The 24,726-nt window shown below is 55.3% G+C and carries 20 protein-coding genes and 1 pseudogene; 14 read left to right on the forward strand and 7 right to left on the reverse strand.

The window, feature by feature from the left end:
* Nucleotides 1–22: 22 nt before the first annotated feature.
* The gene (gene rnz / locus E2L00_RS00540; RefSeq protein ID WP_167605562.1) at nt 23–937 is read right to left on the reverse strand and encodes a ribonuclease Z; all 915 of its coding nucleotides are present in this window, start codon (nt 935–937) and stop codon (nt 23–25) included.
* Nucleotides 938–1,014: 77 nt separating this feature from the next.
* On the opposite strand from rnz, the gene E2L00_RS00545 reads away from it, so the two are divergent.
* From E2L00_RS00545 to menE, 8 genes are all read left to right on the forward strand, one after another.
* Entirely contained in the window at nt 1,015–1,464 is a 450-nt protein-coding gene (locus E2L00_RS00545) for a GNAT family N-acetyltransferase (protein WP_167605564.1), read from the forward strand.
* Nucleotides 1,465–1,558: 94 nt separating this feature from the next.
* Nucleotides 1,559–1,858 carry a stress response protein ElaB gene (elaB, locus tag E2L00_RS00550; protein WP_167605566.1) on the forward strand — a complete coding sequence of 100 codons (300 nt, stop codon included), beginning with the start codon at nt 1,559–1,561 and terminating at the stop codon, nt 1,856–1,858.
* Nucleotides 1,859–1,981: 123 nt separating this feature from the next.
* Nucleotides 1,982–3,283: an isochorismate synthase MenF gene (gene menF / locus E2L00_RS00555; RefSeq protein ID WP_167605568.1), complete on the forward strand. Its 1,302-nt coding sequence runs from the start codon at nt 1,982–1,984 to the stop codon at nt 3,281–3,283.
* Nucleotides 3,284–3,365: 82 nt separating this feature from the next.
* On the forward strand, nt 3,366–5,033 hold the full coding sequence (gene menD / locus E2L00_RS00560) for a 2-succinyl-5-enolpyruvyl-6-hydroxy-3-cyclohexene-1-carboxylic-acid synthase (protein ID WP_167605570.1): 1,668 nt from the start codon (nt 3,366–3,368) through the stop codon (nt 5,031–5,033).
* Entirely contained in the window at nt 5,030–5,812 is a 783-nt protein-coding gene (gene menH / locus E2L00_RS00565; RefSeq protein ID WP_167605572.1) for a 2-succinyl-6-hydroxy-2,4-cyclohexadiene-1-carboxylate synthase, read from the forward strand. The genes menD and menH overlap by 4 nt, the downstream gene beginning before the upstream one ends.
* On the forward strand, nt 5,809–6,666 hold the full coding sequence (gene menB / locus E2L00_RS00570) for a 1,4-dihydroxy-2-naphthoyl-CoA synthase (RefSeq protein WP_167605574.1): 858 nt from the start codon (nt 5,809–5,811) through the stop codon (nt 6,664–6,666). Before menH ends, menB begins: the two co-directional genes overlap by 4 nt.
* Nucleotides 6,666–7,631, forward strand: coding sequence for an o-succinylbenzoate synthase (gene menC / locus E2L00_RS00575; RefSeq protein WP_167605576.1), 966 nt, complete (start codon nt 6,666–6,668; stop codon nt 7,629–7,631). The genes menB and menC overlap by 1 nt, the downstream gene beginning before the upstream one ends.
* Nucleotides 7,628–8,983 (forward strand): o-succinylbenzoate--CoA ligase, encoded by a 1,356-nt coding sequence (menE, locus tag E2L00_RS00580; protein WP_167605578.1) that lies wholly within the window; start codon nt 7,628–7,630, stop codon nt 8,981–8,983. The genes menC and menE overlap by 4 nt, the downstream gene beginning before the upstream one ends.
* 16 nt (nt 8,984–8,999) lie before the next feature.
* Here menE and katA read toward each other — a convergent pair whose 3' ends face one another.
* Nucleotides 9,000–10,448: a catalase KatA gene (katA, locus tag E2L00_RS00585; RefSeq protein WP_167605580.1), complete on the reverse strand. Its 1,449-nt coding sequence runs from the start codon at nt 10,446–10,448 to the stop codon at nt 9,000–9,002.
* Between the two features lie 261 nt (nt 10,449–10,709).
* Here katA and E2L00_RS00590 point away from each other — a divergent pair, with 261 nt between their 5' ends.
* The 3 genes and pseudogenes from E2L00_RS00590 to E2L00_RS00600 all read left to right on the forward strand — a co-directional run.
* On the forward strand, nt 10,710–11,252 hold the full coding sequence (locus E2L00_RS00590; RefSeq protein ID WP_167605582.1) for a YfaZ family outer membrane protein: 543 nt from the start codon (nt 10,710–10,712) through the stop codon (nt 11,250–11,252).
* Nucleotides 11,253–11,352: 100 nt separating this feature from the next.
* Nucleotides 11,353–12,549, forward strand: a complete 1,197-nt coding sequence (locus tag E2L00_RS00595; RefSeq protein ID WP_167605584.1) for a nicotinamide mononucleotide deamidase-related protein YfaY — start codon at nt 11,353–11,355, stop codon at nt 12,547–12,549.
* A gap of 7 nt (nt 12,550–12,556) precedes the next feature.
* Nucleotides 12,557–12,682, forward strand: a pseudogene (locus E2L00_RS00600) (hypothetical protein); the annotation flags it as partial.
* A 34-nt stretch (nt 12,683–12,716) separates the two neighbouring features.
* On the opposite strand, the gene yfaE reads toward E2L00_RS00600, so the two are convergent.
* The 4 genes from yfaE to ubiG form a co-directional block, all read right to left on the reverse strand.
* On the reverse strand, nt 12,717–12,971 hold the full coding sequence (gene yfaE, locus E2L00_RS00605; protein WP_167605586.1) for a class I ribonucleotide reductase maintenance protein YfaE: 255 nt from the start codon (nt 12,969–12,971) through the stop codon (nt 12,717–12,719).
* Nucleotide 12,972: 1 nt separating this feature from the next.
* The gene (gene nrdB / locus E2L00_RS00610) at nt 12,973–14,103 is read right to left on the reverse strand and encodes a class Ia ribonucleoside-diphosphate reductase subunit beta (RefSeq protein WP_167605588.1); all 1,131 of its coding nucleotides are present in this window, start codon (nt 14,101–14,103) and stop codon (nt 12,973–12,975) included.
* A gap of 112 nt (nt 14,104–14,215) precedes the next feature.
* Complete coding sequence (gene nrdA / locus E2L00_RS00615; protein ID WP_167605590.1) at nt 14,216–16,501, reverse strand: class 1a ribonucleoside-diphosphate reductase subunit alpha; 2,286 nt, start codon at nt 16,499–16,501, stop codon at nt 14,216–14,218.
* Nucleotides 16,502–16,856: 355 nt separating this feature from the next.
* Entirely contained in the window at nt 16,857–17,594 is a 738-nt protein-coding gene (ubiG, locus tag E2L00_RS00620) for a bifunctional 2-polyprenyl-6-hydroxyphenol methylase/3-demethylubiquinol 3-O-methyltransferase UbiG (protein ID WP_167605592.1), read from the reverse strand.
* 159 nt (nt 17,595–17,753) lie between these two features.
* Between ubiG and gyrA the strand changes: the two genes are divergently transcribed.
* From gyrA to rcsC, 3 genes are all read left to right on the forward strand, one after another.
* On the forward strand, nt 17,754–20,390 hold the full coding sequence (gene gyrA / locus E2L00_RS00625) for a DNA topoisomerase (ATP-hydrolyzing) subunit A (RefSeq protein ID WP_167605594.1): 2,637 nt from the start codon (nt 17,754–17,756) through the stop codon (nt 20,388–20,390).
* A gap of 238 nt (nt 20,391–20,628) precedes the next feature.
* Nucleotides 20,629–21,015, forward strand: coding sequence for an ASCH domain-containing protein (locus E2L00_RS00630; RefSeq protein ID WP_167605596.1), 387 nt, complete (start codon nt 20,629–20,631; stop codon nt 21,013–21,015).
* Between the two features lie 161 nt (nt 21,016–21,176).
* Nucleotides 21,177–24,026 carry a two-component system sensor histidine kinase RcsC gene (rcsC, locus tag E2L00_RS00635; RefSeq protein WP_167605598.1) on the forward strand — a complete coding sequence of 950 codons (2,850 nt, stop codon included), beginning with the start codon at nt 21,177–21,179 and terminating at the stop codon, nt 24,024–24,026.
* Between the two features lie 41 nt (nt 24,027–24,067).
* On the opposite strand, the gene rcsB is transcribed toward rcsC, so the two are convergent.
* Nucleotides 24,068–24,718: a response regulator transcription factor RcsB gene (gene rcsB / locus E2L00_RS00640; protein ID WP_167605600.1), complete on the reverse strand. Its 651-nt coding sequence runs from the start codon at nt 24,716–24,718 to the stop codon at nt 24,068–24,070.
* Nucleotides 24,719–24,726: the final 8 nt, after the last annotated feature.

Raw genomic sequence — 24,726 nt, forward strand, 5'->3', positions numbered from 1 at the left:
CTTGTCGGCGGTTTTTTTTCGCTCAGATTTTGACGGTCAGAAAATCCTCAGCCGCCACGGTAGCCGGGAAAATATTTCTGCATTCGTTGAGTAAAGCTTCACACCCTGTCTGGTCGTAGCGGGAACTGAAATGGGTTATCACCAGTTGGCCGACGCCTGCGGCTTTCGCCAGTGCCGCAGCCTGTACGGAGGTGGAGTGGCCGCGGCTGTTGGCCTTTTCTTCCATCGAGGCTTCAAGCGTTGTTTCATGCACCATGACATCCACGCCGTTTGCCAGCGCCAGTCCTGCTGGCGTCGGGCCGGTATCCCCGAAGATAGCCAGCGTTTTCCCTTTCCGGGGCGCACCCAGATAATCCATACCATTCAGAATACGTCCATCCTCAAGAGTAACCGTTTCACCGCGCTTGAGACGTTGAAAAATTGGCCCCGGACGCACGCCCTGCGCCATTAGACGCGGCGCATCAAGCGCGCCGGGTTTGTCGTGTTGCTCAATACGATAGCCATAACATTCAACTGGATGGGTTAACGGGAAGGCGATAACGCGAAACTCGTCGTCACAAAAAATTTCGCCTGCGCTAATTTCTGTCACCTGAAGAGGGAAGGCTGTCCAGGAACCGCTAAGCTGCAAAGCCATCTCAATAAACTGGCGTATGCCTTGCGGACCATAAATCGTTAAAGGCGCATCGTTACCCGCCATCGACCGGCTGCACAGCAGGCCCGGCAGGCCAAAAATATGGTCGCCGTGCAGATGCGTAATAAAGATCTTGCTGAATTTACCGGGGTTAAACACGGTGTTCAGCATCTGGTGTTGCGTTCCTTCACCGCAGTCAAACAGCCAGAGATGAGGCTGATTATTCATCGGATTAAAAACTATCGCGCTGACGTTGCGCGTTTTGCAAGGCACGCCCGCTGAAGTACCTAAAAAAGTTAACTCCATGGTTTCCTTTTGCTCCGGCAACCGCTAAAAAACCTTTAGTATAAGCCATCTATTATGCCGCAATCAGGAGCGCAACCATGATCCACTGGCAGGACCTGCATCATTCCGAGCTTGATGTCCCTTCTTTGTACACCGTGCTGGCGCTGCGCAACGCGGTCTTTATCGTTGAACAAAACTGCCCGTATCAGGACCTTGACGGCGAAGACCTGGCGGGAGAAAACCGGCATCTGTTGGGCTGGCGTGACGGCAAGCTGGTGGCCTATGCCAGAATGCTGAAAAGCGATAACGAACTGGAGCCGGTGGTGATTGGTCGCGTGATCGTTGATCCGGGTATGCGCGGCGAAAAATTGGGCTATAAGCTGATGGAGCAGGCGCTGGCTTCATGCCAGCAGCACTGGCCGGACAGCACGATTTATCTCGGGGCGCAGGCGCATCTGCAATCGTTCTATGCTCACTTTGGTTTTAAGCCCGTGACCGAAGTTTATGATGAGGACGGCATCCCCCACGTTGGCATGGCAAATCGTTAAGGCCTGACAAGAGGCGAAAATGAGCGCCATTGTCTATAGTTAGCGGACGAGCACATTTCCTTTCCTTTTTGTGGAAATAACACGGAGAAAAATAATGCAACCGTATGAATCTCGTCTTGATGATGATCTGACCCTGCTTAGTGAAACGCTTGAGGAAGTCCTGCGTTCTTCCGGCGATCCGGCGGATCAAAAGTATATCGAACTAAAAGAACGTGCCGAGCAGGCGCTTAACGATGTCAAAGCGCGCGTCAGTAACGCTTCCGACACGTACTATTATCGCGCCAAACAAGCCGTTTACCGTGCCGATGATTACGTCCGTGAAAAACCCTGGCAGGGGATTGGCGTAGGTGCCGCCGCAGGGCTGGTGCTTGGGCTGCTGTTAGCCCGTCGCTAAGGCAACGCTGGCGCACTTTACAGCGTGCGCCGGATAAAATGAAATCTTACCCACCGGGTGGGATTTTTTTTTATTGTCATAACCACGTATAATCAGGGGTTTTTCAGGGAAGGTGAGGTAAACGTGAATTCAGTGACCGTCGCGCTGCAACGGCTCCAGCTTGCATTGACAGAAGAATTTGCGGACGAACCCGGCCTTAAGCGCCTGGGTGTCGACGTCACCTTAAGCGATGATTCCGATCCGCTAGCCTGGCTTGCCTGCCAGCGTCTTTATCCGCAATTTTACTGGCAGCAAAGAGATGGCAATGACGAAGTTGCCGCGCTTGGCGCCGTACGTCAGTTTAACGCTCTGGCCGATGCGCAGGCCTTTCTGAATACCTGGCCGCAAACGCCCTCGCTGCGTATCTGGGGGCTTAATGCCTTCGATCCGGCGCAGGGCTTTTTGTTTTTGTCGCGCCTTGAGTGGCGGCGAAAAGGGGGCGAGGCCTGCCTGTGGCTTCATCTTTACAGCGAAACATCCTTAAGGGATGACGCGCGAGAAGCCGCGGCTTTTCTTGAGCAAATCCTTGCGGCTAAGCCCCTGCTTCCTCTTCATCTGCAATGCCTGAGCGAACATCATCAGCCAGGCCAGGATGAATGGCACGCGTTGATTGGCAAGGCTACGGTCGCGATTGGCCGCGGTGAGATGGAAAAAGTAGTGCTGGCGCGCGCCACCGATCTGCACTTTTCCGCGCCGGTTTCCGCTGCGGGATTTATGGCCGCCAGCCGGCGGGTCAATTTCCACTGCTACCACTTCCTCATGGTGTTTGATGCCCATAGCGCTTTTCTTGGCTCAAGCCCGGAGCGGCTATGGCGGCGCATTGATTCCGCCCTGCGTACGGAAGCCTTAGCCGGAACCGTCGCTAACCACGTTGAGGATTACCACGCCTGGTCTTTAGGCCAGTGGCTGCTAAAAGATGACAAAAATCAGCGCGAAAATATGCTGGTTGTGGAAGATATCTGCCAGCGCCTGAAACAGACAGTAGGCGTGCTGGACGTGCTGCCTGCGCAGGTGGTTCGCCTGCGTAAAGTACAGCACCTGCGTCGTTGTATCTGGACAGAACTGCTTAAGGCGGACGACGCCGTTTGCCTCGAACAACTGCAACCCACGGCGGCCGTAGCTGGTCTGCCGCGCGAGGCGGCCAGGTCATTCATTAATGACTTTGAACCATTCGAGCGTGAATGGTACGCGGGATCGGCGGGATACCTTTCCCGTCATCAAACGGAGTTTTGTGTCGCGCTGCGCTCGGCAAAAATTACCGGCGCTACGGTCAGGCTGTATGCCGGAGCGGGCATTGTCGCGGGTTCGGATGCGGCTCAGGAGTGGCAGGAAATAGAAAATAAAGCCGCCGGACTGCGCACCTTATTGACCAGAACAGCCTTCTGAATGACACATTACTGGTTCATATCAATATATTCACTCCAGCAATAATTATAATGAGTCAGCAAAATTGACTCAGGACCTGAATATGTCGATAAGCTCTTTTAACCGCCGTTGGGCGCAGGTGATCCTTGAAGCGCTCACCCGCCACAGCGTGCGCCACGTTTGCATCGCCCCAGGCTCGCGCTCTACGCCGCTGACCTTAACGGCCGCTGAGAATCCGGCTTTTGTTTGCCATACCCATTTTGATGAGCGCGGATTAGGGCACCTCGCATTAGGCCTGGCGAAAGCCAGCGGCCAGCCTGTCGCGGCGATCGTCACCTCCGGCACGGCGGTAGCTAATCTGTATCCTGCGCTGATTGAAGCGGGACTTACCGGTGAAAAACTCATCCTGTTAACGGCAGACCGTCCGCCGGAACTTATCGATTGCGGTGCCAACCAGGCTATCCGTCAGCCGGGTATGTTTGGCTCGCATCCAACCGTCAGCGTGAACCTGCCTCGTCCCACGCAGGATATCCCCGCGCGCTGGCTGGTTTCCACCATCGACAGCGCTCTGGGCCAGCAAACCGGCGGCGTGCATATCAATTGCCCCTTTGCGGAGCCGCTTTACGGCGCGCCGGATGACGCCGGGATTAGCTGGCAAAAAGCGCTGGCAGACTGGTGGCAGAGCGATAAGCCCTGGCTGCGAGAAACCTACGGTCGTGAGAGCGTCAAACAGCGCGACTGGTTTTTCTGGCGGCAGAAACGTGGCGTTGTCGTTGCCGGCCGCATGAGCGCGGAAGAGGGCGAGCGGGTAGCAGCATGGGCAAAAATGCTCGGCTGGCCGCTGATAGGCGATGTGCTCTCGCAAACCGGACAGCCTTTACCCTGCGCCGATCTCTGGCTGAGTAACGGCCAGGCGACGACGGAACTGGCGCGCGCGCAAATCATTATCCAGTTTGGCAGCAGCCTGACGGGCAAGCGCTTATTACAGTGGCAGGCAACCTGCACGCCGGAAGAGTACTGGTTAATCGACCCGCTTCCCGGCAGGCTCGATCCCGCTAACCATCGCGGCCGCCGTTTATCCTGTAATATTGCGGACTGGCTGGAGCTGCATCCCGCCGAAAAACGTCCTTCCTGGGCAGAAAAGCTGGCGCCGCTGGCGCGTCTTGCTCAGGACGCCGTCGCCCTCGGCACCGCTGAATTTGGTGAGACGCAGGTGGCTGCCCGCCTGCCTCAACTGCTGCCGGAGGCGGGGCAACTGTTTGTCGGTAACAGCCTGGTGGTGCGGCTTGTCGATGCGTTTGCGCAGTTACCGGCGGGTTATCCGGTCTACAGCAACCGGGGGGCGAGCGGCATCGACGGACTGTTATCCACTGCCGCTGGCGTACAGCGCGCCACTGCCCGTTCCACGCTGGCGATTGTTGGCGATCTCTCCGCGCTGTACGACATGAATTCCCTGGCGTTGCTGCGCAAGGTTTCCGCGCCCTTTGTCCTGCTTATCGTAAACAACAACGGTGGACAAATTTTCTCGCTCCTTCCGACGCCCGAGCAAGAGCGTGAACGTTTCTACTGCATGCCGCAGGATGTGAATTTCTCCCATGCGGCGGCGATGTTCAGCCTGGCTTATTACCATCCGGGCTCGTGGAGCGAACTACAGGAGGTGGTGAGCAGGGCATGGCTTTGGCCGCAGGCCACCATCGTCGAAATCACCGTGCCGGAAACGGACGGCGCGCGGACGCTGCAAAACTTGCTTGCGCAGGTTAGCCAGGCATGATTCTGCACGCCGTAGCCGCTTCTGGCCGCCGGGCTGATTTACCGTGCCTGGTCTGGCTGCACGGTTTTTTGGGCAGCGGGCAGGAATGGACCGGCTTTCACGAAGCCTTTGCTGACTGGCCGCAGCTACGTGTGGACTTGCCCGGCCATGGCGGGTCAGCCGATATTACTGCGGACGGGTTTGCTGGCGTTGATAATTTACTGCGTAAAACGCTCATTAGTTACAACATACTAAAATACTGGCTGGTGGGCTACTCCCTCGGCGGGCGCGTAGCGATGTATCACGCCTGCCAGAGCGAAAACGCAGGTTTGCTTGGGCTGATTATCGAAGGCGGTCATCCCGGTCTTGCCGATGATGATGCCCGCAAAAACCGGCAGGCATCGGACCGCCGCTGGGCGCAGCGCTTCCTTCAGGCACCGCTCAGGGAAGCATTGCTGGACTGGTATCAGCAGCCGGTATTCAGTTCGCTGACCCATAAAGAGCGGGAAGAGCTAATCACACTGCGTAGCCAGAATAACCCCGCGTCGCTCGCCGTGATGCTTGAATCCACCTCCCTTGGCGTCCAGCCCGACCTGCATGCGAGCTTACAGAAGCTACGCGTTCCTTTTCATTATATTTGTGGCGCGCGGGATGAAAAATTCCGCACCGTGGCGGAAAGCCTGAATCTCTCACCACATCTTATTCCCGCGGCCGGGCACAACGCGCACAGGGAAAATCCTGCCGCATTCCGTGCCTGCCTGCTGACTTTATTGCGTCAACCTGTTGAGGAAACTCCATGATTTATCCTGATGAACAAATGCTTTACGCACCCGTTGAGTGGCAGGACTGCTCGGAAGGTTACAGCGATATTCGTTACCACAAATCCTCTGACGGCATCGCCAAAATCACCATTAACCGCCCGGAAGTGCGCAACGCTTTCCGTCCTTTAACCGTTAAAGAGATGATCGGCGCGCTGGCCGATGCCCGCTATGACGACAATATCGGCGTCATTATTCTGACCGGCGAAGGCGAGAAAGCTTTCTGCTCCGGCGGCGATCAAAAAGTGCGCGGCGACTACGGCGGCTATCAGGATGCGAGCGGCACGCACCATCTGAACGTGCTGGATTTCCAGCGTCAGATCCGCACCTGTCCTAAGCCTGTTGTTGCAATGGTTGCCGGTTATTCTATCGGCGGCGGACACGTGCTGCATATGATGTGCGACCTGACCATTGCGGCGGAAAACGCCATCTTCGGCCAGACCGGCCCAAAAGTGGGTTCCTTTGACGGCGGCTGGGGCGCGTCTTATATGGCCCGCATCGTTGGCCAGAAAAAAGCGCGTGAAATCTGGTTCCTGTGCCGTCAGTACGACGCGGAAGCAGCGCTGGAAATGGGCCTGGTCAATACCGTGGTGCCGGTCGCTGAGCTGGAAAAAGAAACCGTGCGCTGGTGTCGCGAAATGCTGCAAAACAGCCCGATGGCGCTGCGTTGCCTGAAAGCCGCGCTGAACGCGGACTGCGACGGTCAGGCAGGCCTTCAGGAACTGGCGGGTAACGCCACCATGCTGTTCTATATGACCGAAGAGGGCCAGGAAGGACGCAACGCGTTTAACCAGAAGCGCCAGCCGGACTTCAGCAAATTTAAACGGAATCCATAATGCGAAGCGCAGGGCTGTGGCGCTTTCAGGTGCCAATGGATGCGGGCGTGGTGCTGCGCGAGCAGCGCCTGAAAACGCGCGATGGTCTGCTGGTGCGTCTGACGCGGGACGATAAAGAAGGCTGGGGCGAGATATCTCCCTTGCCGGGCTTTAGCGTCGAAACGGTGGCAGAGACAACGGCCGTGGCGCTGGAATGGCTCGCCGCCTGGCAAGCGGGATCCGACGCTGCGCTGCCTGAAATGCCGTCCGTCGCATTTGGACTTAGCTGTGCGCTGGCGGAAATCAGCGGCGAGCTGCCAACGAAAGCCGATTATCGTGCCGCACCGCTTTGTACCGGCGACCCGGACGAACTGTTTGCCATGCTGGCAGCGATGCCCGGCGAAAAAGTGGCGAAGGTGAAAGTTGGCCTGTACGAAGCCGTACGCGACGGCATGGTCGTTAATTTACTGCTGGAAGCCGTGCCCGATTTGCGATTGCGGTTAGACGCCAATCGAGGCTGGACGCCGCTAAAAGCGCAGCAGTTTGCCAGATACGTTAATCCGGCCTTGCGCCCGCGCATCGCATTTATCGAGGAGCCGTGCAAAACCCGCGCGCAGTCCCGCGAATTCGCTCGTGAAACAGGTATTGCCATCGCCTGGGATGAAAGCCTGCGTGAGGCAGATTTTGAATTCGCTGCCGACGCGGGTTTGAGCGCCGTGGTGATTAAGCCAACCCTTACCGGCAGCCTGGCCAAAGTACGCGAGCAGGTTGAAACGGCCCACGTCCTGGGATTAACGGCGGTAATCAGCTCGTCCGTTGAATCCAGCCTTGGGCTGACTCAACTGGCGCGAATCGCCGCATGGCTCACGCCACAGACCATTCCGGGCCTGGATACGCTTTCGTTGATGCAGGCGCAGCTGGTACGCGAGTGGCCGGGCAGCACTTTACCCTGCTGGCAAGTTACCAGCCTTGAGCGCGTTATATGAATTTTGTTACCTGGCCCTGGCAGCAGTGGGCAACTAATTGTGGAACGTCACCGGCTCTGACGCTTACGGATGAAACTCTCGACTGGCAAACGCTTTGCCAGCGTGTTGATGCGCTGGCCGATGGGTTCCGGCAGCAGGGCGTTTGCGAAGGACAGGGCGTTGCCCTAAGGGCGAAAAACAGCGCAGAAGCCGTGCTCTGCTGGCTGGCATTGCTGCAATGCGGGGCCCGCGTTCTGCCGCTCAATCCGCAGTTACCGGATAGTTTGCTCGCACAATTGCTGCCCGGTTTAACCCTCAGTCATACGCTGGTGCTTGGTTCTGCGTCACCCGTTCCCGGTTATAGCTCTCTGAACGTCACTCCAGGCGACGCCTGGCAGGTTGACTGGCTGGCGCAGCGGCCGGTTTCGATGACCTTAACCTCCGGCTCCAGCGGCTTACCCAAGGCCGCGGTGCATACCGGCGAAGCGCATCTTGCCAGCGCTGCGGGCGTTTTGTCCGTGATGAATTATGGGCAAGACGATAGCTGGCTTTTATCGCTGCCGCTGTATCACGTTTCCGGGCAGGGAATTTTGTGGCGCTGGCTGCTTGCCGGTGGATGCATGGTGGTGCGCGATCTGCATACCCTTAGCGAGGCGCTTCAGGGCTGTACTCATGCTTCCCTTGTGCCGACCCAGCTGTGGCGCCTGCTTGAACAATCTCAGCCTCTGACCCTGCGTGAAGTGCTGCTTGGCGGCGCGGCAATTCCGGTTGCGCTAACCGAGGCGGCGCAGGCGCGCGGGGTGAACTGCTGGTGCGGCTACGGTTTAACCGAGCTGGCGTCTACGGTATGCGCCAAGCGTGCCGACGGGCTGCCGGACGTCGGCGAAGCGCTGCCCGGACGGGAAGTAAAAATAGTCGATCGGGAAGTGTGGATACGAGCATCAAGCCTTGCCAGCGGCTACTGGCAGGAAGGTAAACTGGTTCCCTTACTCAATGAACATGGCTGGTTCAGCACCCGGGATCGAGGCGTGTTAAACGACCGGCGTTTAACCATCGTCGGGCGTCTTGATAATCAGTTCTTCAGCGGCGGCGAAGGTATCCAGCCTGAAGAAATCGAGCGCGTGCTGGCGGCGCATCCGGCCGTGGAACAGGCGTTTGTGGTGCCCGTTGAAGATGCTGAATTTGGACATCGCCCCGTTGCGGTGATTGAGGCGGATGCTGATTTTGATATGGCCCGGCTTGAAAACTGGGTGCAGGGAAAACTGGCCCGTTTTCAGCAGCCTGTGCGCTGGCTGCGTTTACCTGCTGCGGTAAAACAGGGCGGAATTAAAATTTCACGTAAAGCCGTACAGGTCTGGGTTGCGGGGAGCTGACTCCCCGCGATGTAAGTTACTTCGCTTCTTTTAATGCTTTCAGCGCATTGGCAACGCCTGCGCCGTAGGCAGGATGAACCTCGCTAAACAGGCCAATCTGGCGTTCCTGAATAAATTCAGGCACGTCCTGTATGTCCCCGGCGATACGGCTAAACATACGCTGATGCTCTTCGTCGCTCAGCAGGTTAAACAGCGCACGCGGCTGGCTGAAGTAGTCGGTATCTTCGCGGTGATTCCAGTGGTCGGCTGCACCTTCAATACTCAGCGGCGGCTCGCTGAAATCAGGCTGTTCCTGGAAAACGCTAAAGCTGTTTGGCTCATAGGTTGGGCCGTTGCCGCTGTTGCCGTCGATTCGCATTGCGCCATCGCGATGGTAGTTATGGAACGGGCATTTCGGTGCATTAACAGGGATCTGGTGATGGTTGACGCCTAAACGGTAGCGTTGCGCGTCGCCGTAAGAGAACAGGCGGCCCTGCAACATACGGTCCGGAGAGAAGCCAATTCCCGGCACCACGTTCGCCGGCGACATTGCCGCCTGCTCAACTTCTGCGAAGTAGTTGTCCGGGTTGCGGTTCAGCTCCAGCTCACCCACTTCAATCAGCGGATAGTCGCCGTGCGGCCAGACTTTGGTCAGGTCAAACGGGTTATAAGGCGTTTTAGAGGCATCCGCTTCCGGCATAACCTGAACGTAAAACTTCCAGCGCGGGAAATTGCCGCCTTCAATGGCTTCAAACAGATCGCGCTGGGCGCTTTCGCGGTCGCTGGCAACCAGGCTTGCCGCTTCGTCATCCATCATGTTGGCGATTTCCTGCTGGGTTTTCAGGTGGAATTTCACCCAGAAGCGCTGGTTATCGTGGTTGATAAAGCTGAAGGTATGGCTGCCAAAACCGTGAATGTGACGATACGAGCGCGGCAGGCCGCGGTCGCTGAAGTCGATGGTGAGCTGATGCAGTGATTCCGGCTGAAGAGAGAAGAAATCCCACTTGTAGGTTGGGTTACGCAGATTGGTGCGCGGGTCGCGTTTAACCACGTGATTAAGGTCCGGGAACTTCAGCGGGTCGCGCAGATAGAAAACAGGCGTGTTATTGCCGACCAAATCCCAGTTGCCTTCTTCGGTGTAGAATTTGATGGAGAAGCCGCGAATATCGCGTTCCGCGTCGGCGGCACCGCGCTCGCCAGCCACGGTTGAAAAACGGATAAACAGGTCGGTTTTCTTGCCGATATCCGAGAACAGCTTTGCCCGGGTGTACTGAGTAATATCACGGGTGACGGTAAAAGTGCCGTATGCGCCTGAACCTTTGGCATGCATACGTCGCTCAGGGATCACTTCACGATCGAAGTGCGCCAGTTTTTCGAGAAACCAGACGTCCTGTAACAACATAGGGCCGCGAGGGCCAGCGGTAGCAACATTGTTATTATGGGCGACGGGCGCCCCGGCTGCGGTAGTTAATCCTTTCTTAGTCATTGTTATCTCCGTAACGAAGGAAAAGGGGGCCATAACTGCGTGTCTGAAACTGCGGCTATTGTTCAGCAAGAGACGATCTAAGAGCAATCTGGCGCTTTCTATCGCTGCTATTCCTTGATCCTGTCATGAAAATAGCGATCTTTTTCAATTTCTTACAAACAAGGGGCGAAGCGCCTTTTCAGAACGTTGATTACATAACGCCTGTCTGTACAATCAGCTTTTTTTCGCGACGACCCTTTTTCTTTTGTCAGGATCCAAGGAATGAATAAAGTAATCATGGCTGGTATTGCCGGCTTAGCATTGGTTTCCACCGCCGCCGACGCTATCAGCATCAGCGGTGAAGCGGGTGAAAAATACACCAACGTGGGCGTGGGCTTCGGCACCGAAACGAGCGGTCTTGCGGTAACGGGCAACTATGCGCATAACGATGATGACGGCGACGTCGCGGGCCTGGGCTTAGGCCTGAATGTTCCGCTGGGTCCGTTTATGGGCACCGTGGGCGGGAAGGGTATTTATCTGAATCCAAAAGATGGCGATGAAGGTTACGCGATAGCCGTCGGCGGCGGTCTGAAATGGCCTGTTTCTGACAGTTTCGCAATCTTTGGCGACTACTATTACTCCCCGGATTCATTGTCCAGCGGCGTAAAAGATTATCAGGAAGCAAGCGCAGGCGTGAGCTGGACAATCATGCGTCCGGTCACCCTTCGCGGCGGCTACCGTTATATCGGTCTGAAAGGCAAAGATGGCGATCGTGATAATACGGTTGCAGACGGCCCGTACGTAGGCGTAAGCGCCGCGTTCTAACTCCTCTGGCCACGGCGCCCTGTCGTGGCCTTTGTATTTCCCCCTCCATCTCTTTCCGCTTGAGGTATAGTAAATCGTTCCCTTCCCACGGAGTAAAACGATGATAAAAGTGGAAATGCTCTCTACCGGCGATGAAGTGCTGTACGGGCAAATTATTGATACCAACGCCGCCTGGCTTGCCGATTACCTTTTCAACCAGGGTTTGCCCATGTCGCGCCGCAACACGGTAGGCGACAGTCTCGACGATCTGGTTTCGGTATTAAAAGAACGCAGCGAGCAGGCGGATATTCTTATCGTTAACGGCGGGCTTGGGCCAACCAGCGATGACCTGAGCGCGCTGGCGGCAGCAACTGCCGCAGGCGTTGAGCTTATCGAGCATAAAGAATGGCTTACATATATGGAGACATTCTTCTCCGAACGCGGGCGCGTGATGGCGCCGAGCAACCGTAAGCAGGCGCAGATCCCGGCGAACAGCGAAATGGTGGACAACCCTGTCGGCACGGCCTGCGGATTTGCCTTGCAGCTGAATCGCTGCCTGATGTTCTTCACGCCCGGCGTACCGTCTGAATTTAAGGTGATGGTAGAAAAACAAATTATGCCGCGCCTGCGCGAGCGCTTTACGCTGCCCGAACCGCCGGTTTGCCTGCGTCTGACAACGTTCGGACGTTCAGAAAGCGAACTTGCGCAGAGTCTTGAGCCGCTTACGCTGCCCGCAGGCGTGGTGATGGGCTATCGCTCATCTATGCCAATTATTGAGCTAAAGCTGACCGGGCCTGCCAGCCTGCGCAAAGAAATGGAAGCCGTCTGGCCGCAGGTGCAGCGCGTGGCGGGTGAAAGCGTCATTTTTGAGGGAACGGAAGGTCTGCCCGCGCAGCTTGCCGGGCGCTTAAAAGCAAAAGGGCTGAGCATCGCCGTTAGCGAGCAGTTCACCGCTGGTCTGCTTTGCCTACAGCTCTGCGGCGCCGGCGTCCAGCCTGGCGACAGCGGCGTGCTGTCGCCTGTGTCTGAATCGCTTTCTGAAATAGCCAGCCGGGCGAAAGGTTTGGCTGCACAAACGGGCTGTGATTTGGCGCTGGTGGTCGGTTCCATGCAGGGCGATCGGCTTAACTTCGCGTTGCATACCCCAACGGGCACGCACGGTTTATGCGTGAAATTTAACGTTAATCGCCACGGTTTGCGTACCCGCCAGGAAGTCTGCGCCATGATGGCGCTCAATATGCTACGCCGCTGGCTCAACGGCTGGGACGTGGCTGCCGAACACGGCTGGATTAATATCGTCGAGGCCGTTGAAATCTAAAGATCCGGCAAGCGCTATCGTGGGCTTCTTCGGCTGGGACGGCGGCTTTATGGTAACGATCGGCGGCAGCGTGCTGGCGGTAATGATGGGTAAAAAGCAACATCACCAACGGCTAAAAATGAAAGGCAGGTAAGCGACATAAATTAAAAACCTCCCGCAGGAGGTTTTTACATTTCGATTTCAATATCGCCCTGCGCCTGGCAGCAGCAGGGCAAAATCTCATCGGGCTGGATAAACGCCAGCGGCTCGGTAAGCCACCTGACCTGGCCTGCAATCAGGCGCGTACGACAGGAGCCGCAGTAACCTTCTCTGCACTGGTATTCGACGGCGATCTGGTGATGTTCCAGCGCCGCCAGCAGGGAAGGGTGTTCTTTCCGGCACGTTAACCGTGCGCCGGTGATGCGAAGCGTAATCCGGCTCATCTTAGAGCTGGAAATTGCTCAGATCGTCAGCATCGATATTGGAATCAATCTGACCAACCAGATAGGAGCTGACTTCCACTTCCTGCGGCGCCACCTGCACGTTGTCCGACACCAGCCACGCGTTGATCCATGGAATTGGGTTCGAGCGGGTTTTAAAAGGCAGATCCAGACCAACGGCCTGCATGCGGATATTGGTGATGTAATCCACGTACTGACACAGGATGTCTTTGTTCAGGCCAATCATCGAACCGTCGCGGAACAGGTAGCTTGCCCATTCTTTCTCTTGTTCAGCCGCCAGCACGAACAGGTCGTAGCATTGCTGACGACATTCGATGGCGATTTCCGCCATTTCCGCATCGTCTTCACCGGAACGCATCAGGTTCAGCATGTGCTGAGTACCGGTCAGGTGCAGCGCTTCGTCACGGGCAATTAGCTTGATGATTTTGGCATTGCCTTCCATCAGCTCGCGTTCAGCGAAGGCGAAAGAGCAGGCAAAGCTTACGTAGAAGCGAATCGCTTCCAGCGCGTTGACGCTCATCAAGCAAAGATAAAGCTGTTTTTTCAGCGCGCGCAGGTTAACGGTGACGGTTTTACCATTAACGCTGTGCGTGCCTTCGCCCAGCAGATGCCAGTAGTTGGTCATCTCAATGAGATCGTCGTAGTAGCCAGAGATATCTTTGGCGCGCTTCTTGATCTCTTCGTTGGTGACGATATCGTCAAACACAATCGCCGGATCGTTGACGATGTTACGGATGATATGCGTGTATGAACGCGAATGAATCGTTTCGGAAAACGCCCAGGTTTCAACCCAGGTTTCCAGCTCCGGAATAGAAATCAGCGGCAGCAGGGCAACGTTTGGGCTACGGCCCTGAATGGAGTCGAGCAGCGTCTGGTATTTCAGGTTGCTGATAAAAATATGCTTTTCATGTTCCGGCAGGGCCTGGTAGTCGATGCGATCGCGGGACACATCCACCTCTTCCGGACGCCAGAAGAAGGAGAGTTGCTTTTCGATCAGCTTTTCGAAGATGTCATATTTTTGCTGGTCGTAGCGTGCCACGTTCACCGGCTGGCCAAAGAACATGGGTTCAGCAAGCTGGTTGTTTTTCGTCTGTGAAAAAGTGGTGTAAGCCATGAGTTGAGTCCTGTTGTGCTGATATTCCCCTCACCCTAACCCTCTCCCCAAAGGGGCAAGGGAACTGGATCGAGAAAACCCTCTCCCGCAAGGGAGAGGGAACGGGTAAAGATCAGATTTTACATGCGCCGCTTTCGCAGCCATCGTCCTGGATTGAAGGCGCCAGGTCATCCTGGGAATCTTCCGCACCGTCACGGGTGTTCTGATAGTACAGCGTTTTTACGCCAAATTTATAGGCGGTAAGCAGGTCTTTGAGCAGCTGCTGCATCGGCACTTTTCCTGACGGGAAGCGTGACGGATCGTAGTTGGTATTGGCGGAAATCGACTGGTCGATAAATTTCTGCATCAGACCGACTAACTGCAGGTAGCCGTCGTTGTTCGGCAGATCCCACAGCAGCTCGTAGCTGTTTTTCAGCTCTTCGTAATCCGGCACGACCTGACGCAGGATACCGTCTTTGGACGCTTTGATACTGATATGCCCGCGCGGTGGTTCAATCCCGTTGGTGGCGTTTGAAATCTGCGAAGAGGTTTCAGACGGCATCAGCGCGGACAGCGTGGAGTTACGCAGGCCGTGGGTTTTGATGGACTCACGCAGCCCTTCCCAGTCGAGGTGCAGCGGTTCATTGCCGATCGCATCCAGGTCTTTCTTGTAGGTGTCGATAGGCAAAATGCCTTTCGCGTAGGTGGTTTCGTTGAACCACGGGCAGGCGCCTTGCTCTTTCGCCAGTTCGTTGGAGGCTTTCAGCAGGTAGAACTGAATGGCTTCGAAGGTTTTATGCGTCAGGTTGTTTGCGCTGCCGTCGGAGTAACGCACGCCGTGTTTCGCCAGGTAGTAAGCGAAGTTAATCACGCCGATACCCAAGGTACGACGGCCCATTGCACCGCGTTGGGCGGCCAGAATTGGGTAGTCCTGGTAATCCAGCAGCGCATCAAGCGCACGCACCGCCAGCACCGCCAGCTCTTCCAGCTCGTCCAGACTCTTGATTGCGCCAAGGTTGAAAGCCGACAGTGTGCACAGCGCGATTTCGCCGTTTTCGTCGTTCACGTCATTCAACGGTTTAGTCGGCAGCGCGATTTCCAGACACAGGTTGGACTGGCGCACCGGTGCGACAGCCGGATCGAACGGGCTGTGGGTGTTGCAGTGGTCAACGTTCTGAATATAGATACGGCCGGTGGAAGCGCGTTCCTGCATCATCAGGGAGAACAGATCGACCGCTTTTACGCGCTGTTTACGGATGCTGTCGTCTTTTTCGTATTTGGTGTACAGGCGTTCGAACTCTTCCTGATCGGCGAAGAACGCATCGTACAGCCCTGGCGTGTCGGACGGGCTGAACAGCGTGATGTCTTCCCCTTTCAGCAGACGGGTATACATCAGCTTGTTGATCTGTACGCCGTAATCCATGTGACGGACGCGGTTGCCCTCAACGCCACGGTTGTTTTTCAGCACCAGCAGGCTTTCAACTTCCAGATGCCACATCGGATAGAACAGCGTTGCAGCACCGCCGCGCACGCCGCCCTGAGAGCAGGATTTTACCGCCGTCTGGAAGTGCTTATAGAACGGGATACAACCCGTGTGGAACGCTTCACCGCCGCGAATCGGGCTGCCCAGCGCACGGATACGACCGGCGTTGATACCGATACCGGCACGCTGAGAAACATATTTCACAATCGCGCTGGAGGTAGCGTTGATGGAATCCAGGCTGTCGCCACACTCGATTAGCACGCAGGAGCTGAACTGGCGAGTCGGGGTGCGCACGCCGGACATAATTGGCGTTGGCAGCGAAATCTTGAACGTCGAAATCGCATCGTAGAAACGCTTCACGTAGCTTAGACGGGTTTCACGCGGGTAGCCGGAGAACAGGCAGGCGGCGACCAGAATATAAAGGAACTGCGCGCTTTCGTAGATTTCGCCGGTGACGCGGTTCTGGACCAGGTATTTCCCTTCCAGCTGCTTAACCGCCGCGTAGGAGAAGCTCATGTCACGTTCATGGTCGATAAAATCGTCCATCTGCCCGAACTCTTCTTCCGTGTAGTCTTCCAGCAGATGCCTGTCGTATTTGCCCAGCCCGGTCATTCTCACCACGTGATCGTGCAGCTTCGGCGGCTCAAACTGGCCATAGGCTTTTTTACGCAGGTGGAAGATGGCCAGACGGGCGGCAAGATATTGGTAGTCCGGTGCTTCACGGGAAATTAAATCGGCGGCAGCCTTGATGATAGTCTCATGAATATCAGAGGTTTTAATACCGTCATAAAACTGGATATGAGAACGAAGCTCGACCTGTGAAACGGAGACATTGTTCAGTCCTTCGGCGGCCCAATCGAGAACACGATGGATTTTATCCAGATTAATGCGCTCGGTTCGACCGTCACGTTTTGTAACCAGCAGACTCTGATTCATGTGAGTTGTACCTGTCCGTGAAATGAGTTTTCCCCCGTTTATCCACAGTCGTCGGCTTGTGGCTAACTTTGTGGATAAATACTATATGTAGGGGGTTTGGGAATAATTGACCGCTATATGGTGAGTATTCTAGTAACTAATCGGCTGAGAACAAGTATTGATTTTGGCGGGGATTTGAGGTTGTGGCGGGCGGGATTTCGCTAAGTCCACGGCACATAAGGCCTGTATCAATTGTCAATGGGATGCAAAAAAAATGATATTTTTGATCGAGTGCTGATTTCTTAAACTTAATGGATAATTGCGCAGCCTGATGCTGCGCAAAATCCATAGCCTTAGCTTATGACCCGTGGAAGAATCAGCTTTCTGTATGCAACATATAGTTAACATCCACGCCGGGACCGAGGCTGAATTTATTAGACAGCGGGTTGAAGTGCAGCCCGGTCATGTGGCGCTCGCGCAGCTGCGTTTCATCAACCCAGGCCAGAAGCTCGGCAGGCTTGATGAATTTTTTAACGTCGTGCGTGCCCTTTGGCACCATGCGCAGGATGTATTCGGCACCGACTATAGCCATCAGCCAGGATTTACCGTTGCGGTTAAGCGTGGAGAAGAATACATGCCCGCCGGGTTTCACCAGTTTTGCACAGGCCTTCACCACGGATTGCGGGTCGGGCACATGCTCAAGCATTTCCATGCAGGTGACAACGTCATAAAGTCCGGCGTGCTCATCGGCATGTTGCTCAACCGTCTCCTGTACGTAATCTACCTGAATACCGCTTTCCAGCGCATGCAGGCGCGCAACCTGAAGCGGTTCGAAACCCATGTCCAGCCCGGTGACGTTTGCCCCTTCACGCGCCATACTTTCAGCGAGAATGCCTCCGCCGCAGCCTACATCAAGCACCTTTTTGCCAAACAGGCCGCCTGCGCGTTGATTGATATAGCCCAGGCGCAGCGGGTTAATCCGGTGCAGCGGTTTAAATTCGCCTTCTAAATCCCACCAGCGTGACGCAACGGCTTCGAATTTGGCGATTTCGTCATGGTCGACATTCTGGGGCATCGATTGACTGTGGATTACCGGTTGGTTTTCGGCATTCATAGGGACTCTCACTCCTTGCTCGTTACGAGCGGGAAGTATATCAGCCTGCGGCGACGAATAAAGCGCTGTGGAAACGCGTTCAGGTTTCCCCCCCACGCGGCGCTTGTGTTATAATTTGCGACCTTTGAATCCGGGACACAGTAGAGGGATAGCGGTTACATGAGCGACCTTGCCAGAGAAATTACACCGGTCAACATTGAGGAAGAGCTAAAGAGCTCGTATCTGGATTATGCGATGTCGGTTATTGTCGGCCGCGCACTGCCAGATGTCCGCGATGGACTCAAGCCGGTACACCGTCGCGTACTATACGCCATGAACGTATTGGGCAATGACTGGAACAAAGCATACAAAAAATCCGCCCGTGTCGTTGGTGACGTAATCGGTAAATACCACCCTCATGGTGATACCGCCGTTTATGACACGATCGTCCGTATGGCGCAGCCATTCTCCTTACGTTATATGCTGGTCGACGGCCAGGGTAACTTCGGTTCCGTAGATGGCGACTCCGCCGCAGCGATGCGTTATACGGAAATCCGTATGTCGAAAATCGCCCACGAACTGATGGCCGACCTTGAAAAAGACACGGTGGATTTCGTCGATAACTATGACGGCACCGAGAAAATTCCGGATGTTATGCCAACCAAGATCCCGAACCTGCTGGTTAACGGTTCGTCCGGCATCGCGGTGGGGATGGCGACGAACATCCCGCCACATAACATCACCGAAGTCATCAACGGCTGTCTGGCCTACATCGAAGATGAAAACATCAGCGTAGAAGGGCTGATGGAACACATTCCGGGGCCTGACTTCCCAACGGCCGCCATCATCAACGGTCGTCGTGGCATTGAAGAAGCTTACCGTACCGGGCGCGGCAAAATTTATATCCGCGCGCGCGCGGAAGTAGAAGCCGACGCCAAAACGGGTCGTGAAACTATTATCGTTCACGAAATTCCGTATCAGGTTAACAAAGCGCGTCTTATCGAAAAAATCGCCGAGCTGGTGAAAGACAAGCGCGTTGAGGGTATTAGCGCCCTGCGCGATGAGTCAGATAAAGACGGGATGCGCATCGTTATCGAAATTAAACGCGATGCGGTGGGCGAAGTGGTGCTGAATAACCTCTACTCCCAGACTCAGCTACAAACCTCGTTCGGTATCAACATGGTTGCCCTGCACCATGGCCAGCCGAAGATCATGAACCTGAAAGAGATCCTTTCCGCGTTCGTGCGTCACCGTCGTGAAGTGGTGACTCGCCGTACTATTTTCGAACTGCGTAAAGCCCGCGATCGTGCTCATATCCTTGAAGCACTGGCCGTGGCGCTGGCGAACATCGATCCAATCATCGAACTGATTCGTCGTGCGCCAACGCCTGCCGAAGCAAAAGCTGGCCTTATTGCCCGTTCGTGGGAGCTGGGCAACGTTTCCGCCATGCTGGAACGTGCCGGTGGCGACGCCGCGCGCCCTGAATGGCTGGAGCCAGAATTCGGTATTCGCGACGGTCAGTATTACCTGACCGAACAGCAGGCGCAGGCCATTTTGGATCTGCGTTTGCAGAAGCTGACCGGCCTTGAGCACGAAAAACTGCTCGACGAGTACAAAGATCTGCTGGAGCAAATCGCTGAGCTGCTGCACATTCTGGGCAGCGCAGAGCGCCTGATGGAAGTCATCCGCGAAGAGCTGGAAGCCATGCGCGACCAGTTCGGGGATAACCGTCGCACCGAAATCACGGCCAACACCGCCGATATCAACATTGAAGATCTGATCAACCAGGAAGATGTGGTGGTCACCCTGTCTCACCAGGGCTATGTGAAGTATCAGCCGCTGACCGATTACGAAGCGCAACGTCGCGGTGGTAAAGGTAAATCTGCCGCACGTATTAAAGAAGAAGACTTTATCGACCGTCTGCTGGTCGCCAACACCCACGATACGATTCTGCTGTTCTCCAGCCGTGGTCGCCTGTACTGGATGAAGGTTTACCAATTGCCGGAAGCGAGCCGTGGCGCCCGCGGTCGTCCGATTGTTAACCTTCTGCCGCTGGAAGCTGACGAACGTATCACCGCCATCCTGCCGGTACGCGAGTACGCTGAAGGCATTAACGTCTTTATGGCGACCGCGAGCGGTACCGTGAAGAAGACCGCGTTAACGGACTTCAGCCGTCCGCGTTCTGCGGGCATCATCGCCGTTAATCTCAACGAGGGTGACGAGCTGATTGGCGTCGACCTGACGGACGGCAATAATGAAGCCATGCTGTTCTCTGCCGCCGGTAAAGTGGTGCGCTTCAAGGAAGACGCCGTTCGTACCATGGGCCGTACCGCAACAGGCGTTCGCGGTATTAAGCTTGCAGGCGTTGATAAGGTTGTTTCTCTGATTATTCCGCGTGGCGAAGGGTCAATCCTTACCGTTACGCAGAATGGCTACGGTAAACGTACCGCGGCGGATGAGTATCCAACCAAGTCGCGCGCGACTCAGGGCGTTATCTCCATCAAAGTGACCGAGCGTAACGGCAGCGTCGTTGGCGCGGTGCAGGTGGAGGATACCGACCAGATCATGATGATCACCGATGCAGGCACGCTGGTTCGTACCCGCGTATCTGAGGTGAGCGTGGTCGGTCGTAACACCCAGGGCGTTATTCTCATCCGCACGGCGGAAGATGAAAACGTTGTTGGCCTGCAACGCGTTGCTGAGCCGGTGGATGAAGAAGAGCTGGATACCATCGACGGCACCGTGGCGGAAGGTGATGATGAAATCGCACCGCTTGCAGAAAGTGACGATGATGTAGCGGACGACGCGGACGAATAATCCAAATTCTGTCGTCTGAAACGGCTCTTCCTGGTGCAGGTTGACGCTTTTCAACCCCTAAAACGCCTGATGCATAGCATCGGGCGTTTTATATTCTTACCGCCGGCTCCCTACTGGAGTGGATGTGACGATGACCTATTCACGTATTGCCAATAAGGCAATACGCTGTATCCAGGCACGAAGCAATAGGCTGTACTATCCTTCCTGGCATTCATGACGCAATTAATAAGGTAAAGCGATGGCTATCCCTGAAAAGTATAAAAATGTAGAACGCTGGGCATTTGGTGATACGGAACGACAGGCGGATGAGCTGGTTAAGCTGGTGCTTGACGGCGTGAAAACGGCCACCTGTTCCAACCTGGACGCAGAAGGCATTCCACAGCCTGGCGATGTCTTTGTGGTGGTCGATGGCAAAAATGAACCCGTTTGCGCGATAGAGCTGACCACGGTAGAGATGAGCACTTTTGATCGGGTGGATGAAGCCCATGCCAGGGCAGAAGGTGAAGGCGATCGAACGCTGGCCTACTGGCGCAACGAGCATAAGCGCTTTTTTGAAGCATACGATCTATTCTCATCTGATATGACCCTGGTGCTGATGCACTTCAGGGTTATCGAAAAGTTCTGATTAACGTTTCGTGGTCGGTGCCATTTACGTCGGGCTAAGCCACCCCGATAACGGATAAATATTGATAGCGATGAACCTGATTTCTTTGCCGTTGCGGGCTGCGGCTTTTGCGGCTACCTTATCGGCATTCAACGTATCGTTATTGCGCAACCAGGTTTAATTTGAAATATCTCGTCTCTTTTCGCACCACGTTAAAAATTTCCCGCTATCTTTTACGGGCGCTGGCGCTGCTGCTATGGCTGCTGATAGCCCTCTTTTCGGTGTTCTATATCGTTAATGCGCTGCATGAAAAAGAAGCGGATATCCGTCAGGAATTTAATGTCAGCTTTGAGCAGGCGCAACGCTATGTTCAGCGTACCTCGGACGTGGTCAAGGAGCTGAAGTATATTGCGGAAAACCGGCTCAGCGCCGCCAACGGCGTGCTGCCTGTGATTGAGCGAGACGACAGCAAAGTTGAAACTCCCGGCTTCATGCCTTTGTTCCCGGATTCAGACTGTTCGGCCGTGAGCGCCTCCTGGCGCAGCTCGCTGCAGTCGCTCGCCTGGTTCCTGCGCTACTGGCGCGAAAATTTCTCTGCGGCTTACGACCTTAACCGTGTCTTCCTGATCGGCGGCGACAACCTTTGTATGGCGGATTTCGGCCTGCGTGAAATGCCGCTTGAGCGGGAAAAAGCGCTGAAAACGCTGCATGAACGTATCCTTAAATATCGCAATGCGCCGCAGGATGAGCGCAGCAACAGTATTTACTGGATTGGTCAGGGGCCGCGTCCCGGTATCGGTTATTTCTACACGCTAACGCCTGTTTATCTGGCAAACCGCCTGCAGGCGCTGCTTGGCGTGGAGCAAACCGTGCGCATGGAAAACTTCCTGACGCCCGGCACGCTGCCGGTCGGCGTCACTATTCTGGACGAAAACAGCCATCCGCTGATCTCGCTCGCCGGTCCTGAAACAAAAATAGGATCTGACGCACGCTGGATGCAGGAACGCTCGTGGTTCGGCTATACCTCCGGTTTCAGGGAGCTGGTGCTGAAGAAAAATCTCCCACCGTCATCGTTAAGCATTATTTACTCCGTGCCGGTCGATATCGTGCTGGAGCGCATCCGTATGTTGATCCTGAACGCGGTGCTGCTAAACGTGCTGGTGGGTATCGTGCTGTTTACGCTTGCGCGCATGTACGAGCGAAGGATATTTATCCCGGCGGAAAACGACGCGCAGCGCCTGGAAGAACACGAACAGTTCAACCGTAAAATCGTCGCTTCCGCACCGGTGGGCATATGTATCCTGCGAACCCAGGACGGCACCAACATACTGAGTAACGAGCTGGCGCATAATTACCTGAATATGCTCACGCATGAGGACAGGCAGCGGCTTACGCAGATTATCTGCGGGCAGCAGGTAAACTTTGTTGACGTGGTGACCAGCAACCATACCAATCTGCAAATTAGCTTCGTCCACTCGCGGTATCGCAATGAAAACGTAGCGATTTGCGTGCTGGTGGACGTCAGCGCGCGCGTGAAGATGGAAGAGTCGTTGCAGGAGATGGCGCAGGCTTCAGAGCAGGCCAGCCAGTCGAAATCAATGTTCCTCGCCACCGTCAGCCACGAGCTTCGTACCCCGCTTTACGGCATTATCGGCAACCTCGATTTGCTGCAAACGAAAGCGCTGCCGAAAGGGGTCGACAGGCTGGTGACGGCGATGAACAACTCCTCGAGTCTGCTGCTGAAAATCATCAGCGATATCCTTGATTTCTCAAAAATTGAATCTGAACAACTGAAAATCGAGCCGCGCGAGTTTTCCCCGCGTGAGGTGATGAGCCACATCACGGCAAACTATTTGCCGCTGGTGGTGCGTAAACAGCTCGGCCTTTACTGCTTTATTGAACCGGACGTGCCGCTGACGCTGCTGGGCGATCCCATGCGTTTGCAGCAGGTGATTTCTAATTTGCTAAGCAACGCGATCAAATTTACCGATGTAGGCTGCATTATTTTGCACGTCTCGGTGGACGGTGATTATCTCCGTTTCCGGGTGCGTGACACCGGCGTGGGCATTCCTGCCAAAGAGGTAACGCGGCTATTCGACCCGTTCTTCCAGGTAGGAACGGGCGTGCAGCGCAACTTCCAGGGCACCGGCCTTGGGCTCGCTATCTGTGAAAAATTGATCAACATGATGGACGGCGATATCTCGGTCGATACGGAAGCGGGGATGGGCAGCCAGTTTACCATCCGCATTCCTCTTTATGCGGCGCAGTCCACGCCGCTTGCTCAGGTTGATGGCCTGGCAAACAAACGATGCTGGCTGGCGGTGCGGAATGCCTCGCTGAGCGACTACCTTGAATCGCTGCTTAAGCAAAACAATATTCTTACCCAGCCTTACTATGGCGAAGTGCCGGACAGCGAGGACGTGCTGATAACGGACGATGCGCTGGAAGCCTCGTGGGGCGGGCGGGCGGCAATTACCTTCTGTCGCCGCCATATCGGTATCCCGCAGGAGCTATCGCCGGGCTACTGGACGCACAGCGTGGCTGCGCCTCATGACCTGCTGAACCTGCTGGGACGGATCTACAGCATTGACGTTGACGTGCCGGGCAGCACGACGGTTCTGCCTTCGCCAGGTGAAGCCAGCGAGCAAAATGACGACATGATGATCCTGGTGGTGGACGATCATCCCATTAACCGGCGTTTGCTGGCCGATCAGCTTGGATCGCTGGGTTACCAGTGCAAAACGGCGAATGACGGCGTGGATGCGCTCAATGTGCTGAGCAAAAATCACATTGATATCGTACTCAGCGATGTGAATATGCCGAATATGGACGGCTATCGTCTGACGCAGCGCATTCGTCAGCTGGGGCTCACGTTACCGGTTATCGGCGTGACGGCGAACGCCCTTGCGGAAGAGAAACAACGCTGTATCGAGTCGGGTATGGATAGCTGTCTGTCGAAACCGGTGACGCTGGATGTGATTAAGCAAACGCTGGCCGTTTATGCGGCACGTGTAAGAAACACCAGGAAATAAGCAGGATGCCCTCACCCCGAGTAGAGGTGAGGGCAGAGTGATTACTCTTTGTCAGCTGGCGACAGGCTAACGGAAGAAAGGTAATTCAGCAGCGCGATATCGTTCTCAACACCCAGTTTCATCATGGCTGATTTCTTCTGGCTACTGATGGTTTTAATGCTGCGGTTCAGCTTGCGGGCAATTTCTGTGACCAGGAAGCCTTCAGCAAACAGGCGCAGCACTTCGCTCTCTTTTGGCGACAGGCGTTTGTCGCCGTAACCGCCGGCGCTGATTTTCTCCAGCAGGCGTGAAACGCTTTCCGGCGTGAATTTTTTGCCCTTTTGCAGCGCGGCCAGCGCCTTAGGCAAGTCTGTTGGTGCGCCCTGTTTGAGCACGATCCCTTCGATATCCAGATCCAACACGGCGCTCAGAATGGCCGGGTTATTATTCATCGTCAGCACGATGACAGAGATATTCGGGAAATGACGTTTGATGTATTTAATCAGCGTAATACCGTCACCGTATTTATCTCCCGGCATGGAGAGATCGGTAATCAGCACGTGCGCATCTAATTTCGGAAGATTATTAATAAGCGCTGTGGAATCTTCAAACTCACCGACAACATTCACCCACTCGATCTGCTCGAGGGACTTACGAATGCCGAACAGAACAATCGGATGGTCGTCGGCAATAATTACGTTCATATTGTTCATGTAATAGG

This window comes from Cedecea colo, assembly GCF_011808225.1.
Lineage (GTDB): Bacteria > Pseudomonadota > Gammaproteobacteria > Enterobacterales > Enterobacteriaceae > Dryocola > Dryocola colo.

Excerpts from the sequence above, each read along its gene's own strand:
- menH (WP_167605572.1), top strand. The coding sequence starts at position 5,030 with ATGATTCTGCACGCCGTAGCCGCTTCTGGCCGCCGGGCTGATTTACCG.
- katA (WP_167605580.1), bottom strand. The coding sequence starts at position 10,448 with ATGACTAAGAAAGGATTAACTACCGCAGCCGGGGCGCCCGTCGCCCAT.
- E2L00_RS00545 (WP_167605564.1), top strand. The coding sequence starts at position 1,015 with ATGATCCACTGGCAGGACCTGCATCATTCCGAGCTTGATGTCCCTTCT.
- elaB (WP_167605566.1), top strand. The coding sequence starts at position 1,559 with ATGCAACCGTATGAATCTCGTCTTGATGATGATCTGACCCTGCTTAGT.
- nrdB (WP_167605588.1), bottom strand. The coding sequence starts at position 14,103 with ATGGCTTACACCACTTTTTCACAGACGAAAAACAACCAGCTTGCTGAA.
- rcsB (WP_167605600.1), bottom strand. The coding sequence starts at position 24,718 with ATGAACAATATGAACGTAATTATTGCCGACGACCATCCGATTGTTCTG.
- yfaE (WP_167605586.1), bottom strand. The coding sequence starts at position 12,971 with ATGAGCCGGATTACGCTTCGCATCACCGGCGCACGGTTAACGTGCCGG.
- E2L00_RS00630 (WP_167605596.1), top strand. The coding sequence starts at position 20,629 with ATGGCTATCCCTGAAAAGTATAAAAATGTAGAACGCTGGGCATTTGGT.
- E2L00_RS00595 (WP_167605584.1), top strand. The coding sequence starts at position 11,353 with ATGATAAAAGTGGAAATGCTCTCTACCGGCGATGAAGTGCTGTACGGG.
- menD (WP_167605570.1), top strand. The coding sequence starts at position 3,366 with ATGTCGATAAGCTCTTTTAACCGCCGTTGGGCGCAGGTGATCCTTGAA.
- nrdA (WP_167605590.1), bottom strand. The coding sequence starts at position 16,501 with ATGAATCAGAGTCTGCTGGTTACAAAACGTGACGGTCGAACCGAGCGC.
- menC (WP_167605576.1), top strand. The coding sequence starts at position 6,666 with ATGCGAAGCGCAGGGCTGTGGCGCTTTCAGGTGCCAATGGATGCGGGC.
- menB (WP_167605574.1), top strand. The coding sequence starts at position 5,809 with ATGATTTATCCTGATGAACAAATGCTTTACGCACCCGTTGAGTGGCAG.
- E2L00_RS00590 (WP_167605582.1), top strand. The coding sequence starts at position 10,710 with ATGAATAAAGTAATCATGGCTGGTATTGCCGGCTTAGCATTGGTTTCC.
- gyrA (WP_167605594.1), top strand. The coding sequence starts at position 17,754 with ATGAGCGACCTTGCCAGAGAAATTACACCGGTCAACATTGAGGAAGAG.
- rnz (WP_167605562.1), bottom strand. The coding sequence starts at position 937 with ATGGAGTTAACTTTTTTAGGTACTTCAGCGGGCGTGCCTTGCAAAACG.
- ubiG (WP_167605592.1), bottom strand. The coding sequence starts at position 17,594 with ATGAATGCCGAAAACCAACCGGTAATCCACAGTCAATCGATGCCCCAG.
- menE (WP_167605578.1), top strand. The coding sequence starts at position 7,628 with ATGAATTTTGTTACCTGGCCCTGGCAGCAGTGGGCAACTAATTGTGGA.